The sequence below is a fragment of the Amycolatopsis jejuensis genome (assembly GCF_000717335.1).
In the GTDB taxonomy this organism is placed as follows: Bacteria; Actinomycetota; Actinomycetes; order Mycobacteriales; family Pseudonocardiaceae; genus Amycolatopsis; species Amycolatopsis jejuensis.
Genome location: NZ_JNYZ01000014.1, coordinates 1 through 14,209, shown reverse-complemented (window position 1 = coordinate 14,209; position 14,209 = coordinate 1). Strand labels below are relative to the sequence as shown.

Annotated in this window: 13 protein-coding genes; 3 read left to right on the top strand and 10 right to left on the bottom strand. The window is 68.3% G+C overall.

From position 1 onward, the window contains the following. Window positions 1–248: 248 nt before the first annotated feature. Both OO71_RS20955 and OO71_RS20950 read left to right on the top strand, forming a co-directional pair. Window positions 249–1,280, top strand: a complete 1,032-nt coding sequence (locus OO71_RS20955) for a sigma-70 family RNA polymerase sigma factor (protein WP_033291545.1) — start codon at window positions 249–251, stop codon at window positions 1,278–1,280. Between the two features lie 1,379 nt (window positions 1,281–2,659). Next, window positions 2,660–4,321, top strand: a complete 1,662-nt coding sequence (locus OO71_RS20950; protein ID WP_033291544.1) for a fumarate hydratase — start codon at window positions 2,660–2,662, stop codon at window positions 4,319–4,321. A gap of 15 nt (window positions 4,322–4,336) precedes the next feature. Here the strand turns inward: OO71_RS20950 and OO71_RS20945 are convergent, their stop codons facing one another. From OO71_RS20945 to OO71_RS20900, 10 genes are all read right to left on the bottom strand, one after another. Further along, window positions 4,337–4,774, bottom strand: a complete 438-nt coding sequence (locus OO71_RS20945; RefSeq protein ID WP_033291543.1) for an SRPBCC family protein — start codon at window positions 4,772–4,774, stop codon at window positions 4,337–4,339. An 87-nt stretch (window positions 4,775–4,861) separates the two neighbouring features. Next, window positions 4,862–5,332, bottom strand: a complete 471-nt coding sequence (locus OO71_RS20940; protein WP_245633741.1) for a DUF3558 domain-containing protein — start codon at window positions 5,330–5,332, stop codon at window positions 4,862–4,864. 44 nt (window positions 5,333–5,376) lie between these two features. Continuing rightward, window positions 5,377–5,634: a hypothetical protein gene (locus OO71_RS52285; RefSeq protein WP_245633740.1), complete on the bottom strand. Its 258-nt coding sequence runs from the start codon at window positions 5,632–5,634 to the stop codon at window positions 5,377–5,379. Window positions 5,635–5,925: 291 nt separating this feature from the next. After that, window positions 5,926–6,723 carry an ABC transporter permease gene (locus OO71_RS20930; RefSeq protein WP_033291541.1) on the bottom strand — a complete coding sequence of 266 codons (798 nt, stop codon included), beginning with the start codon at window positions 6,721–6,723 and terminating at the stop codon, window positions 5,926–5,928. Then, window positions 6,701–7,540 carry a 2-aminoethylphosphonate ABC transporter permease subunit gene (locus tag OO71_RS20925; RefSeq protein WP_033291540.1) on the bottom strand — a complete coding sequence of 280 codons (840 nt, stop codon included), beginning with the start codon at window positions 7,538–7,540 and terminating at the stop codon, window positions 6,701–6,703. The genes OO71_RS20930 and OO71_RS20925 overlap by 23 nt, the downstream gene beginning before the upstream one ends. Beyond that, window positions 7,537–8,601, bottom strand: coding sequence for an ABC transporter ATP-binding protein (locus tag OO71_RS20920; protein WP_033291539.1), 1,065 nt, complete (start codon window positions 8,599–8,601; stop codon window positions 7,537–7,539). Before OO71_RS20920 ends, OO71_RS20925 begins: the two co-directional genes overlap by 4 nt. Further along, window positions 8,598–9,617, bottom strand: coding sequence for a 2-aminoethylphosphonate ABC transporter substrate-binding protein (locus OO71_RS20915; RefSeq protein ID WP_033291538.1), 1,020 nt, complete (start codon window positions 9,615–9,617; stop codon window positions 8,598–8,600). Before OO71_RS20915 ends, OO71_RS20920 begins: the two co-directional genes overlap by 4 nt. Further along, a complete protein-coding gene (locus OO71_RS20910) occupies window positions 9,614–10,273 on the bottom strand; it encodes a phosphonatase-like hydrolase (RefSeq protein ID WP_033291537.1) in 660 nt (219 codons plus the stop codon). Before OO71_RS20910 ends, OO71_RS20915 begins: the two co-directional genes overlap by 4 nt. Then, window positions 10,270–11,382, bottom strand: a complete 1,113-nt coding sequence (locus OO71_RS20905) for a TIGR03364 family FAD-dependent oxidoreductase (protein ID WP_033291536.1) — start codon at window positions 11,380–11,382, stop codon at window positions 10,270–10,272. The genes OO71_RS20910 and OO71_RS20905 overlap by 4 nt, the downstream gene beginning before the upstream one ends. Before the next feature lie 88 nt (window positions 11,383–11,470). Then, a complete protein-coding gene (locus OO71_RS20900; RefSeq protein ID WP_033291535.1) occupies window positions 11,471–12,256 on the bottom strand; it encodes a GntR family transcriptional regulator in 786 nt (261 codons plus the stop codon). A gap of 67 nt (window positions 12,257–12,323) precedes the next feature. Here OO71_RS20900 and OO71_RS20895 point away from each other — a divergent pair, with 67 nt between their 5' ends. Then, window positions 12,324–13,535: an APC family permease gene (locus OO71_RS20895; RefSeq protein ID WP_033291534.1), complete on the top strand. Its 1,212-nt coding sequence runs from the start codon at window positions 12,324–12,326 to the stop codon at window positions 13,533–13,535. Window positions 13,536–14,209 lie beyond the last annotated feature (674 nt).

Sequence of the window (14,209 nt, the reverse complement as noted above, 5' to 3'; positions counted from 1 at the left end):
CGGCGGGGCGCGCGATCGACGCGCATTTCCCGGGCGCGAAGCGGTTCTCAGCAAAACCTCAGTTTTGGTGGAGCAACCGCGGGACGGAGCTGTCCGTCCTCATTTCGGCGAGCCGGGAACGTTTGACTTACCCGGAGCGTTGAGACGGATGTCCAGCAAAGCCGGCTGGGCCCGCGGGCACGGGATTCCACAGGCCTCGTTCCGCAGGTGCCGGCGAGACACGTTCAGCCCGTGACCGGGGAGGCAGAATGTCAGTCCAGACTCTCGAACGCGAAGCGCGCGGGATTCGCGAGCGCAGGATTCCAGCACAGCAGACCGAGGAGCCGTCGGGTGTGGGGGCACTCACCGACGCCGACCTCGACGCCCAGAGCCCTGCCGCCGACCTGGTGCGCGTGTACCTGAACGGCATCGGCAAGACCGCGCTGCTCACCGCGGCCGACGAGGTCGAGCTGGCGAAGCGGATCGAGGCGGGGGTGTTCGCCCAGCACATGCTGGACACCGCCACGGACCTCACGCCGCTGCGCCGCAAGGAGCTGAGCGCGCTGGTGCGCGACGGGCACACGGCGAAGAACCACCTGCTGGAGGCGAACCTGCGGCTCGTGGTGTCGCTGGCGAAGCGCTACACCGGCCGGGGAATGCCGCTGCTCGACCTGATCCAGGAGGGGAACCTGGGTCTCATCCGCGCGGTGGAGAAGTTCGATTATTCCAAGGGGTTCAAGTTCTCGACGTACGCGACGTGGTGGATCCGCCAGGCGATCACCCGGGGCATGGCGGATCAGGGCCGCACCATCCGGCTGCCGGTGCACCTCGTGGAACAGGTGAACAAGCTGGCGAGGATCCGGCGTGACCTGCACCAGCAACTCGGCCGCGACGCAACGCACGACGAGCTGAGCGCCGAGTCGGGCATCCCGGTGCACAAGATCTCGGACCTGCTCGACCAGTCCCGCGACCCGGTGAGCCTCGACATGCCGGTAGGCACCGAGGAAGACGCCCCCCTGGGCGACTTCATCGAGGACTCGGAAGCGACGGACGCCGAGAGTGCAGTGATCTCGGGCCTGCTGCAAGACGACCTCCGCCGGGTACTGGCAACGCTGGACGACCGCGAACAGCACGTCATCCGCCTCCGCTACGGCCTCGACGACGGCCAGCCCCGCACCCTCGACCAGATCGGCAAGCACTTCGGCCTGTCGAGGGAACGAGTCCGCCAGATCGAACGGGAAGTGATGGCAAAGCTGCGCCAGGGCGAGAGGGCGGATCGACTGCGGGCTTACGCCAGCTGAGACTGCGAGTTTCGTTGCGGACCCCTCCCCGGGGCCGGGGTTTCCGGGGAGGGTCGGCCGTCGCTTGGTGGGCGGTATGGCGACGTCTGTGTTCGCGGGGGTGGCTCGGTGGCTGGCGATTTGTCCGGTAAGCGGCGCTTTTCCGGTGACTTGTGACCCGCTCGGCATACGCCGCTGTTCTGGTGACTTGCGAACCCTTCGGCAAGCGTCGCCTCGACGGTACCTCGCGACCCGTTCGGCAAACCCCGCGTCACCGGTGACCCGCAACCGGCCCGATCAACGTCACTCCGCCGACAGCTCGCGACCCGCTCGGCAAACGCCGCGTCACCCGTGACTCGCGAACCCTTTGACAAGCGTCGCCTGGGTGGTACCTCGCGATCCGCGCGGTAAGCGTCGCTTCGCTGGTGGCTCACGATCCACTCGGCGGGCCACGTCCCGTCGACGAGCGCCCGGATCCATTGCCGGATTGCTGATTTCGTTTGCGCGCAACCCTCGGTGCCTTTGGTGCCGAGGGTTGCGCACGTTCCGCGGAAGATCGTCAGGTCGGTGCAGGTTCATCGCCCCAGCAACCCCAGCAACCCCAGCAACCCCAGCAACCCCAGCAACCCCAGCAACCCCAGCAACTGGGGATCGTCCCGCCGCTCGACCCAGCTGAGAAGCCCGTTCCGTCCCTTTTCTCCCCTTCCCGTAGTCCGATCGCGACTACTCAGAGCAATCCCACCACCGCACTGCGCGCCCGATCGTGGTTTCTGCGTCACGTTCGCGTTTGGTGGTCCGGAGGAGTGGGTAGCAAGCGGGCGCGACCCCCGCCGGGCGGCGTCCGGTCAACGCGCCGGCGGGGGTTCCGCGAGTCACGCGGGTGGATGTGTGCGCATCTGGCCCGCTTTCCCCGGGAGGTCGGGTCCGTCGGGGTGGGCCCGGCCTCCCGACCACAACCTGCGCGGAATCCGCACGGCACCTCTTGCCGCACATCCCGGCTCGCCACACATCCCGACTTGCCGCACGCCCTGGCTTGCCGCGCGGCATGCCCAGCCTGCCGCAACCGTGCCGGTCGCAGGGTCGAACGCAGAACCCATCCCAAACCGCAGGACGCACCTCATACCGAAGAAGGCGCCCGCACCTCAGAACGCACCCACACCGCCGAACCACCCCACACCGCCGAACCCACCCACACCGCCGAACCCACCCCACGCCGCAGAGCCCACCACAAGCCGCCGAACCCACCCCAAGCCCCAGAACCACCCAACCGCCGACCACCCCAAACGCAGAACCACCCCCAACCAGCGTGCTGTACCCCACAGCGCCCCCGCGTCCCTGCGCTTCCGCCACGGCACCTGAGTACCGTGAGCCAATCCCGATCAGGGCAAAGGAGCCTGGCTGTGCCGTCCACCACGTTTCAGCACACCGAAGTCCTGCCGCTCGGCAAGGACACCACCACCGAGTACCGGCTGGTCACCGCCGACGGCGTCGAGGTCGTCGAGGCGGCCGGGCGGAAGTTCCTCAAGGTCGAGCCCACGGCGCTGACCACGCTGGCCCGCACCGCGATCACCGACATCCAGCACCTGTTGCGTACGTCACACCTGCAGCAGCTCCGCGCGATCGTCGACGATCCCGAGGCCAGTGGCAACGACCGGTTCGTCGCGATGGACCTGCTGCGCAACGCGGCCATCTCGGCCGGGGGTGTACTGCCCATGTGCCAGGACACCGGCACCGCGATCGTCATCGGCAAGCGGACCGAGGGCGTCCTCACCGGCGGCGACGACGAGCGCGCCCTCTCCCAAGGGGTCTTCGACGCCTACCAGCAGCTCAACCTCCGCTACTCGCAGATGGCCCCGGTCAACTTCTGGGACGAGCGCAACACCGGCACCAACCTCCCCGCGCAGGTCGAGCTCTATCACAAAGACACCGACGCCCAAGACCCGTCGTACGAGTTCCTCTTCATGGCCAAGGGCGGCGGCAGCGCGAACAAGACGTTCCTGTACCAGGAAACCAAAGCCGTCCTGAATCCGAAGCGCCTCGCCCGTTTCCTCGACGAAAAGCTGCGCAGCCTCGGCACCGCCGCGTGCCCGCCGTACCACCTGGCGATCGTCGTCGGCGGGATGTCGGCCGAGTTCAACCTCAAGGTCGCCAAGCTCGCCTCCGCCCGCTACCTCGACACCCTCCCCACCGAGGGTTCCGAACTGGGCCACGCCTTCCGCGACCCGGACCTCGAGCAGCAGGTCCTGGAGATGACGCGCCAGTTCGGCATCGGCGCGCAGTTCGGCGGGAAGTACTTCTGCCACGACGTCCGCGTGATCCGGCTGCCGCGGCACGGCGCGAGCTGCCCGGTCGGCATCGCCGTCTCGTGTTCGGCCGACCGGCAGGCCAAGGCCAAGATCACCGCCGACGGCGTGTTCATTGAGCAGCTTGAACGCGACCCGGCTCGCTTCCTCCCCGACGTCACCGAGGACGACCTGTCCGACGAGGTCGTCTCCGTCGACCTGAACCAGCCGATGGACGCCATCCGTGCGCAGCTCGCGCAGCTGCCGGTCAAAACGCGGCTGTCGCTCACCGGTCCGCTGGTCGTGGCCCGCGACATCGCACACGCCAAAATCGCCGAGCGCCTCGACGCCGGTGAGGAGATGCCGCAGTACCTCCGCGACCACCCGGTGTACTACGCGGGCCCGGCCAAGACGCCCGACGGGTACGCGTCCGGGTCGTTCGGGCCCACCACCGCGGGCCGCATGGACTCGTACGTCGCCCAGTTCCAGGCCGCCGGTGGCTCACTCGTGATGCTCGCGAAGGGCAACCGCTCGAAGCAGGTCACCGCGGCCTGCCAGGAGCACGGCGGGTTCTACCTCGGGTCGATCGGCGGCCCGGCCGCGCGGCTGGCCAAGGACTGCATCAAGAAGGTCGACGTCCTCGAGTACGCCGAGCTCGGCATGGAAGCCGTGTGGAAGATCGAGGTCGAGGACTTCCCCGCGTTCATCGTGATCGACGACAAGGGCAACGACTTCTTCGAAGCCACCAGCGAACCCGTGCTGCAGATCAGTTTCCGCTGAGTACCGACGCCGGGGTCAGCCGGGGAACATCCCGTCCAGCCGGGCGAGGGTTTTCTCGATGGCCTCGGCGTTGCGCTTCGGGAAGCCGAGCAGCCGGATCGCAAGCGGCGAATGCGCGGTGGACCAGTCGAAGGTCTCGGTGACCGAAGTGTGCGCGTCACCGGCCGGTTCGAGCAGCCAGCGCCAGCGGTGTCCGGAGAAATGCCGCCAGGCGATCAGCCGGTTCTCCTCGAACTCGACCACGGTGTTCTGGATCCGGTACGGCGCGCCCATCCGCATGTCCATCCCGAAAGTCGCGCCGAGCGATAGCTTCGCGGGCGCGGACCCACGGCTCGCACGCACGGTGCCGGACCCGTCGATCAGCGGATGCTGCGCGGGATCGGCGAGCAGCGCGAAAATCTGCTCGGGCGGCGCGGCGACGACGGTGCTGCGCGAAACCTGGCGAGTACCCATGCGGCCGAGCCTAGAGCCTTCTGACTGGCGGTACCGGTTGGCCGGGCGGCCCCCCGACGAAGTCGCCCGGCCAACCGGGGGAAGCAGTCACCGCGGCGGTGACTGCTTCAGTACCACCGTCCGCTCCCCGAGCGGCGCGGCGAGCGGCACCGAAATCACCGGGTGCCGCAGGTCCATCGTGCACATCTGACCCGTCTGCGCCTTGGTTTCACTCAGGTCCACCACCACGCGCTGCGAGTCCTGCACAGCTGCCGCGCCGAGTGCGTGCCCGCAGCCGCCCTCCTCGGCGCGCACCCACAGCACGGTGCCGCCCTTGTCCGAATACACCTCACGCGGGAACGTCTTCGGCAGCGCCGTGGAATCGACCTGCGCGAACGGCACCGGGGTACTGCCCGGCGGGGCGGTGAACTGCGGTTTAGCCGGTGAAGAGGTGGGGGAGGCGGGTGCCGTGGACGGGCCTCCGGACGCCGGTGCCGCCGCCATCCCCGCCGGATTGCCGCACGCGGTCACCGCGGCGAGGACGAGCGCCGTTCCGATCAGCTTCGTCGAATACCTCATGCCCCTACGACGGAACGACCGCGCCACCGGGTTGCACGCGATCTTCACGGACCCGGCCGCAGCATGAGCTGGCGTCCGCCGAGCGGTTCGGAAAGCCGTACGGGCAGCGAAACCTCGCGGATGTGCATCGGGCACATCTGGCCGTGGGGTGCCTTGGTGAGCGTCACGAGAACGACGACCTCCTTCGCCGTCTGCGTCCCGGCCTTCGCGCTGAGGTGGTCGCATCCGCCTTCCTCCGCCTGGATCACCACCACTGCACCACCTTCGGCGAGCGTGACGTCGTGCGGATATCCCGCGGGCATCGCCGAAGCGTCGATCTGACCTGCCGCAGGCGCGGTGTCGCCCGGCGGTACCCCTTGTGTCGGCCGGGATTTCGGTGGCGCAGAAGCCACCGGCGGGGGCGCCGAGACCGACGTGGGCGTTGTCGGCGTTGTCGGCGTTGTTGACGGGGAGGACGAAACCGGCGTCCCCTTCGCCCCGCACGCCGCCACCGCCAGCAGCAGCGCGCTCGCTCCCAGGATTTTCCCTGTTGTCCGCATACCTCGCGGACGGAATCGACGCGCCGGAGGTTGCATGCGGACCCGGCGGGAATTTCACCGCACGGAAGCCCGGCCCCGCACCAGCCCCAGCAGCACCACTCCTGCCAACGTCACCACCAGCAACAGCACCGTACTGGCCGAGGCGAGGAAAACCTGTCCACGGTCGGTCAGGGAGAAAATGGTCGCCGGGAGCGTGCGCCAGTCCGGTGGGTACAGCATCATCGTCGCGCCCAGCTCGCCCATCGACATCGCCAGCGCCAAACCGGCCGAAGCCGACATTGCGGGCAGCAACACCGGCAACCGGACTCGCAGCAGTACCCGCAGCGGGCGAGCGCCGAGGCTCGCCGCGGCCTGCGCCAGCAGCGGGTCAACGCGGTGCAGCGCAGCGGAAACCGTTCTGTACGCGAAGGGCAGCAGAATCATCAGGTGTCCAGCGAGCACAATCCAGCGAGTTCCGTTGAACGCCAGCGGCGGACGGCTGAACGCCACGAGCAACGCCAGCCCCAGCACCACCGATGGCACCGCGATCGGCAGGTGGAACACCGAATCCGCAATCCGGCGCACCCGCGGCGGCGCATGGTCGACAGCCAGCGCAGCCCAGGTCCCGAGCAGCACCGCGGCCAGCGAGGTGATCACGCCGGTCTGCACGCTCACCGACAGGCTCGCGAACGTCTCGCCGGACAGCGCCTGCACGTAGTTCGCCCCGGTCAGCCCGCCGGGCAGCACGCCCGTCCAGTGCCCGGCGAACGACGCCAGCACGATCATCACCAGCGGCGCGGCCACCACCCCCAGGAACACCACGCCGAACACCAGCCACACCAGCATCCGGCTACGTCTGGTCCACAGCAGCACGCCGTCCTCCTCCCCCGGCCACGCGCCGGTACACCGTGTAGAGCGCCAGCGACAGCACCACGTTCACCACCGCGACCACGGACGCGGACGGGAAATCAAAGGTGACGATGCCCTTGCCGTACACCAGCATCGGCAACGTCGAAACCCCTTTGGCACCAAGGAAAAGCACGATGCCGAACTCGTTCATCGTCAGCAGCAGCACCAGGCACGCCCCGGACGCGAGCGACGGCCACGCTTCCGGCAGCAGGACCCGCCACCACACGCGTCCCGGACGGGCGCCAAGGCTCGCGGCCACCTCCAGCTGCGCCGCCGGGACCTGGCCGAACGCGGCGAGTGCCGGTCGCATCACGAATGGCGTGTAGAACGTGATTTCGGCCAGCAGCACGCCCCACGGCGAGTACAGGAACCCGGCCGTGCCGAACACGCCCGCGCCGCCGTAGAGGAACGTGAATGCCAGGGCGATCAGGAACGACGGGAACGCGAGGACCGTGTCCACCAAGCGGGCCAGCAGCGTCGCGCCAGGGAACGGGACGAATGCGACGACCAGCGCGAGGAAACCACCGAGCAGCACACAGCCGACGGTAGAACCCAAGGCCAGCAACACAGTCTGCCACACCGCACGGCCGAATTCCGGGGACAACAGCACGTCCGTCCACACGGACAGCCCGAACCTGCCGTCCGGCGCGGTGAAGGACTGCATGACCACCAGTACCAGCGGGTAGCCGAAGAATCCGGCCACCACGATGGCGGGTGGCAGCAGCCAGCCGATCCGGTAGTGGCGGGCCGGGGAAACGGTACCGGCGGCGAGGCTGGTCATCCGACTCCCACCAGCGGGCAACCGTCCGGAATGGACACTCCGACGCGATCGCCGACCGCGGGCAGCCCGGCAGTGTCCGGCACTTCAGCGCGAATGTCGAAGGCACCGTCGGTGAGCCGCAGGTCGAGCCGGTATCCGGTACCTCGCCACTGTACCCCGCGCACGAGCGCCGGGAAGGTCTCCGGCCCCGGTTCGCCGACCGAAATCCGGTGCGGCCGCACGCCGAGCGCCACCGGCCGCTCCGGTTCGAGCGGTCCGGACGGTTCGGCGGCCAGCTCCCGTCCGGCCAGCCGGACCGTCGCGACTGTCCCGTTCGCGCGCACGAGCTCGACCGGGATCAGGTTGGCCGCACCGAGGAAGCTCGCGGTGAACTCGCTGGCCGGACGGCGGTAAAGCTGTTCGCACGGACCGATTTCGACCAGCCGGGAGTCGCGCAGGACGCCGATCCGGTCGGCGAGCGCGAGGGCTTCGCCCTGGTCGTGGGTGACGTAGATCAGCGTCGTGTCCGGCAGTTCGGCGCGCAATCGCAGCAGTTCGGCGACCATGTCCTCGCGCAACGAAGCGTCCAATGCGGACAGTGGCTCGTCGAGCAGCAGCACGGACGGACGGATCGCCAGCGCGCGTGCCAGCGCGACCCGCTGCTGCTGCCCGCCGGACAGCTCGCGCGGAAACCGTCGCGCGTACGCACTCATGTCGACCAGGTCCAGCACCTCACCGACCCGCCGCGTCACGTCCGCGCGGCGCATCCGGCGCGCTCGCAGGCCGAACGCGACGTTGTCCGCCACGCGCTGGTGCGGGAACAGCGCATAACTCTGCACCACCACGCCAAGTCCGCGGCGGTGCGGCGGCAGGTCGGTGACGTCCTGGCCGTCGAGCAGCACGCGCCCGGCGCTCGGCCGGACGAACCCGGCGAGTGCCTTGAGCGCGGTCGACTTGCCGGAGCCGGACGGACCCAGCAGGGCCAGAGTTTCGCCGCGGGCGACGGTGAGATCGAGCGGCGCCAGCGCCTGGGTCGGTCCGAAGTGGACGGAGACACCCCGGAATTCGACGGCCGGGGTCATTGTCCGGTGGCTTTCCGGTAGGCGGCGAGGTCGGCGTCGAGCCGAGCGAGAACCGCGTTCCAGTCGGGGTTCCAGACGTCGACGCCGGACATCGCCGCGGTGAGCTTTTCCGCCTTCGGACCTTGCGGTTTTACGTCCGAACGGGCCGGGATGCCGTACGCGTCGCTGGTCTTGGTTTGGGTTTCCGGGGAGAACAAGAAGTCTAGCAGCTTTCGTCCGTTGCCGGAGTGCGGTGCGTTCGCGACGAGACCGGCGTAGTACGGCAGCGCGAAGGTGGACCGGCGACCCTGCGCGTCGGCCGGGAAGAACACCGAGAACCCGCCGCTCTTGTCGATCTCGGCGAGGTTCATCTGCAGGTCGCCGTTGGCCACGAGCAACTCGCCCTTGGCGACCTTCGGCTGCAGCTTCCCGGTGGACGACGACGGGCCGACGTTGTTCGCCTGCAGTTTGCCCAGGTAGTCGAGCGCGCCCTGGTCGCCGAGCACGTGCTGGGCCTGCAGCAGCACCGCGGTACCGTCGCCTGCCTCGCCCGGCGTGGAGTACTGGAGACGGCCGCGGTAGCGCGGGTCGAGCAGGTCGTTCCACGTCTTCGGCGCAGGTTGGGCGGCGTTGTGGATGAAGCTGAGATAGTTGTTCATCAGCGCGAAATAGCGGCCCTGCGGGTCTTTCTGCGCTGCGGGTACCTGGTCGGCGCCCTTCGGGGTGGACGCCGTGAGCAGGCCTTCCTTTGCCGCCTGCTGCACGAAGGGCGGCAGCGTGACCAGGACGTCAGCCTGAGTGTTGGCTTTTTCCTTGCTGACGCGCGAAACGACCTCCGCGGACCCGGCTGTCACCGCCTGCACGGTGATCCCGGTCTGCTGTTTGAACTCGGCGAAGCGGGCGGTGTACCAGTCTTCGAGGCCGTCCGCGGTGTACACGGTGACGGTCTGGTCGCCGGACGAACCGCCCGCCGTACCGCCGCATGCGGACAGCAGGAGCGCGAGGGTGGCGAGGACGGTCGCTTTCCAAATCTTCATGACTGGATGGCTCCTTCGAGGTCGCGGACGGAATCAAGCACGTGGGTGGCACCGGCGCCTTCGAGGTCGGCCCGGCTGCCCGCGCCGGTGAGCACGCCCGCGACGAACCCGGCACCGGCGGCGAGACCAGTGCGTACGTCGGACGGTGTGTCACCTACGACGGCGATGTTGCGTACGTCGCTGACTTGCAGTTGAAGCGCAGCGGCCAGCACGAGGTCGGGGTACGGACGGCCGCGCACGCCTTCGCCGGGCGCGAGCGCGAGGTCGGCGAGGTCTTCCCAGCCGAGCGCTTCGAGCAGCGCGCGCTGGGTTGTCGGGGCGAAGCCGGTGGTGAACGCGACGCGTGCGCCTTGGTCACGCAGGCTGCGGATCGTTTCTTCGGCGCCGGGGATCGGCGTGCACTCCCCTGCGACGACGAGACGTCCGTACGCGCTTTCGAATTCGGCGTTTGCACGCTGGGCGCGGTCTTCGGGTAGCAGGGCGCGGAACACAGTGATTTTCGACTGGCCCATGGTTTCCCGGACGTAGTCGAGCATCTTGGGCAGGTCCTCTTCGGACACTCCTCCTCCGATGGCTTCGGTGAAAGCCCGTTCGACCAGGCCATCGTCCGCGACGGTGGTGCCGGCCATGTCGAGTACGACGAGTTCGGTGGTCATAATCCCAGCTCCTTGACGGTGTCCTCGGCGATCGCGGGCGAGCAGGTCATGCCTCGGCCGCCTGGGCCGGTGATGAGGAAAGCGTTGTCGGACAAGCGTTCTCGGTGCACAATTGCCGCCGGGTCGGTCGCCTGCGCGTACACGCCTGCCCAGCGCCGCCGGATCCGTGGCAGCGGACGGCCGAGCAATGCTGTTGCGACCTTCTTGAGGTGCTCATACGGGTCTTCGTTGACGTCAAAGGGAAACGGCTGGGTATACTCGTGTGTGTCGCCGATAGTGAGTGAACCGTCTTTGCGTTGGACCATCAGCAGTTGCATGGCGTTCTGCGCAGCGATTTCGCTCTGTGGCTGGCTTTCGTTGAGCGCATCGAGGGCGGCGCCGCGGTAAGCCGGGTAATACCGGAAACTGTCGCCGTCCGCAACGCTGGTGGGCAACGGTTCGCCGAGCGGTTCGGTCTGCGCCATCTGCAGCCGGACCCGCCGTACCGGAATCTCCCCCGCGATCTCGCGGACGAGCCCGCCGAGCCAAGCCCCCGTGCAGACCAGCACGACGTCACCCTCGTGCCGTTCGCCGTGATCGTCGACGACCCCGGTCGCGGTCAGGTTTCGCACCTCGCGGCCGGGCAGCCAGCGGTAACGTCCAGTCGTGGCAAGGACTTCGCGTAACGCGGGCTGGGCGGTACGTGGCTCGACCGCCGCGTCGCGTTCACACCACAGCGCTCCGGCGAAGTCACCGCGAAGCGCCGGGTTCAGCTTGCGGGTCTCGTGGGCGTCGAGGAGTTTGAAGCCGCGTTCATCGGCAGCTGCGACGACTTCGTGCGCGACAGCCAGTTCCGCGTCCGTACGGACCACAGTGAGCGAGCCGTTGGGTCGAAAACCCAGCGCAGGCACGCGTTTCCCGATCTGCTCCCACAGTTGCCGCGCGCGCACGGCCGTCGCCAGCTCCGGCCCAGCAGCGCGCCCGCTGACCCAGACGAGCCCGAAGTTGCGTACAGACGCTCCGCGCGCTTCGGGTTCGCGTTCCAGCTGGAGGACGTCGTGTCCCCGTTCCACAGCTTGCCAGGCGTGCAGGGTGCCGAGCACGCCGCCGCCCACGATGAGGATTCGCACGGCCGCAACGGTCGCTGTTTGCCGTCAACGGAGCCTGTCCGGACCGGGAACGCCCGGTGAATCGGCCTGGAATATTGGACCGGATGAGTTACCGTTCTGTTATCTCTTGCTCTGTCCGCCCCAGGCGCGTGACGAAGCTCAGCCGGTCCCCGCGGAAGAGCGAGCGGACGCGTTCGAACGGCTTGCCGTCCGGACCCCACGAAACCCGGTGCATGAGCAGCATCGGCAACGCCGGATTCGTACCGATGAGCAGCGCTTCGCGGGGTGTCGCGAGCACTGTTTCGACGCGTTCCTCGGCGCCGTCGAACACCACGCCCAGCTCGTCGCGCAGGTAGGCGTACAGCGACTGCTCCGGGTCGAACGCCTCGGGGAGCGTCGGGAATTGGTCGGCACGCAGGTACGTCGATTCGAGGCCGACGCGTTCATCGTCGGCGTGCAGCACGCGTTCGAGGTGGATCACCTCGGCGGACTGGTCGATCTGGAGGTCGACAGCCAACGCGGGACCCGCTGCGCGGCGCTCGAGGGTGATGAGCGTGCGGCCAGGACGGATACCTTGCCTGCGTAGGCCTTCGGTGTAGCTGACGAGCGCGAGAGGCTGTACGAGCTTAGGCGCGGCGACGTACGTACCACTGCCCTGCCGACGCGACAACCTGCCTTCGAGGACCAACTCGCTCACCGCCTGCCGCACTGTCGCGCGCGACACCTCGAAGCGCTCGCACAGCTCGCGTTCGGTGGGTAAGGCGCTGCCTTCGCCCAGCTCGGCGATCACGGTCAACAGCTCGACCTTCACGGCGTAGTAGCGCGGTACACGGCCGTGGTCGGGAATGCCGTCGCGGACGGGTCCGTCGGCGGACAGTCGTGAAAACGTGGGCACGAGACTCGACCCTATGCCAGATGCGCGTCTCATGGTTCGCTGTCCCAGGACTACAGGAGGACTCGCGATGCCACTGGCCCGCAAACTAGGCCTGACCGACGCCGTTTTCATCGGCCTGGGCTCGATGATCGGCGCCGGCGTCTTCGCCGCTTTCGCCCCGGCAGCGCAGGCAGCCGGGTCCGGACTGCTGCCAGCGCTCGCCGTGGCCGCACTGGTCGCCTACTGCAACGCGACGTCGTCCGCCCGGCTCGCGGCGCAGTATCCGGAATCCGGTGGCACCTACGTGTACGGACGCGCACGGCTAGGTGAATTCTGGGGATACTTGGCGGGTTGGGGTTTCATCACCGGCAAGACGGCAAGCTGCGCAGCCATGACGTTGACCGTCGTCGCCTACGCCGCTCCCGGACTCGGCCAGCCTTGGCGGAGCGTGCTCGCAGTCGGCGTCATCGCTGTCGTCACCGGCGTGAACTACCTCGGCGTGCAACGATCAGCCCTTGCCACGCGGGTGATCGTTTGTGTTACGCTTGCAGTACTTGCACTCGTCTCCTTTTCCGGTTTTTCTGCGGGCTTTGCTGTTTCCTGGACTCCCTTTCACGGCAACGGCATCCTCGAAGCAGCCGGTCTGCTCTTCTTCGCCTTCGCCGGTTACGCCCGCCTCGCCACCCTGGGCGAAGAAGTCCGCGACCCCGCCCGCACCATCCCCCGGGCGATCCCGCTCGCGCTGAGCCTCACGCTCGTGGTGTACGCCGTCATCGCAGTGGTTCTGCTGGTCACCCTCGGGCCGGATCGCCTTGCCACCAGCCCGGACCCGCTTGCCGAAGTGACGCCGTGGCTGTCCCCGGTCGTGCGCGGAGGCGCGACGCTGGCCGCGCTGGGTTCCTTGCTGGCCCTGGTATTGGGCGTCTCGCGAACTACTTTGGCCATGGCCCGCGACGGTCACCTCCCCCGCGCACTCACGGCCGTACACCCGCGGTTCGAGGTGCCACACCGCGCGGAACTGGCGGTAGGGGTAGTGGTCGCCATCCTGGCCACAACGACCGACCTCCGCGGCGCGATCGGGTTCTCGTCGTTTGCGGTCCTTGCGTACTACGCGGTGGCAAATGCTGCTGCGTTGACGCTCAGCCGGACCGAGAACGCCGCCCCGAAGGCCGTGGCAGTGACGGGGTTGGTGGGGTGCGTGGTGCTGGCGTTCAGCCTGCCCCTGTCGTCCGTCGTCGGTGGCTGCTTGGTGCTGGCGGTAGGCACCACCGCGTACTTCTTGCGGCGGCGGGTTTCTTGAGGTGGGTTTCCCTGTTGTGTTGAGGTAGCCCGCGCATCGGGCCCGCTCGTGGCGCGGGAATCGCTTTTCCTTGCATTTGCCTCGGTTTCGCTTTCGGCGTTTCGTTGGCCTGCCGTTTTTCTGGCTCACCTGCCCTGTCTGCCCGTTTCACTCGGTATAGTCCTCCGCGCGCCTGCCCCCGCCCCATCCTTGCGCACCCCTAATTCTTGCCCACCCCTGATTTTGCCTGCCCTGCCTTCGCCCTGCCCTGCCTTCGCCCTCCCCTGCCTTCACCCTGCCCCCGTGACCGGCCTGCCCCTAGTGCGCCGACGTCCGCTCCGCCTTCCTCCCTTGCAACGCTTCATCTTCCCCCGCAACGCTTCATCTTCCCTCGCAACGCCTCACTTCCCCTCGCAACGCCTCACTTCCCCTCGCAACGCCTCACTTCCCCCCGCAACGCCTCACTCCCCCCGCTCGGCTGCTCCGCCATGCCCTGACCCACCCTCGCCCACCTCCCCTGCCCCGCCGACTTTCCTTGCCCCGCCGACCTTCCCTGCCCCGCCCACCTTCCTCGCCCACATTCCTTGCTGCGCCCACCTTCCTTGCTGCGCCCACATTCCTTGCCCCGCCGACCTTCCCTGCCCCGCCCACCTTCCTCGCCCACATTCCTTGCTGCGCCCACCTTCCTTGCTGCG

Excerpts from the sequence above, each read along its gene's own strand:
- OO71_RS20955 (WP_033291545.1), top strand. The coding sequence starts at position 249 with ATGTCAGTCCAGACTCTCGAACGCGAAGCGCGCGGGATTCGCGAGCGC.
- OO71_RS20945 (WP_033291543.1), bottom strand. The coding sequence starts at position 4,774 with ATGGGTACTCGCCAGGTTTCGCGCAGCACCGTCGTCGCCGCGCCGCCC.
- OO71_RS20940 (WP_245633741.1), bottom strand. The coding sequence starts at position 5,332 with ATGAGGTATTCGACGAAGCTGATCGGAACGGCGCTCGTCCTCGCCGCG.
- OO71_RS52285 (WP_245633740.1), bottom strand. The coding sequence starts at position 5,634 with ATGCCCGCGGGATATCCGCACGACGTCACGCTCGCCGAAGGTGGTGCA.
- OO71_RS20925 (WP_033291540.1), bottom strand. The coding sequence starts at position 7,540 with ATGACCAGCCTCGCCGCCGGTACCGTTTCCCCGGCCCGCCACTACCGG.
- OO71_RS20920 (WP_033291539.1), bottom strand. The coding sequence starts at position 8,601 with ATGACCCCGGCCGTCGAATTCCGGGGTGTCTCCGTCCACTTCGGACCG.
- OO71_RS20915 (WP_033291538.1), bottom strand. The coding sequence starts at position 9,617 with ATGAAGATTTGGAAAGCGACCGTCCTCGCCACCCTCGCGCTCCTGCTG.
- OO71_RS20910 (WP_033291537.1), bottom strand. The coding sequence starts at position 10,273 with ATGACCACCGAACTCGTCGTACTCGACATGGCCGGCACCACCGTCGCG.
- OO71_RS20895 (WP_033291534.1), top strand. The coding sequence starts at position 12,324 with ATGCCACTGGCCCGCAAACTAGGCCTGACCGACGCCGTTTTCATCGGC.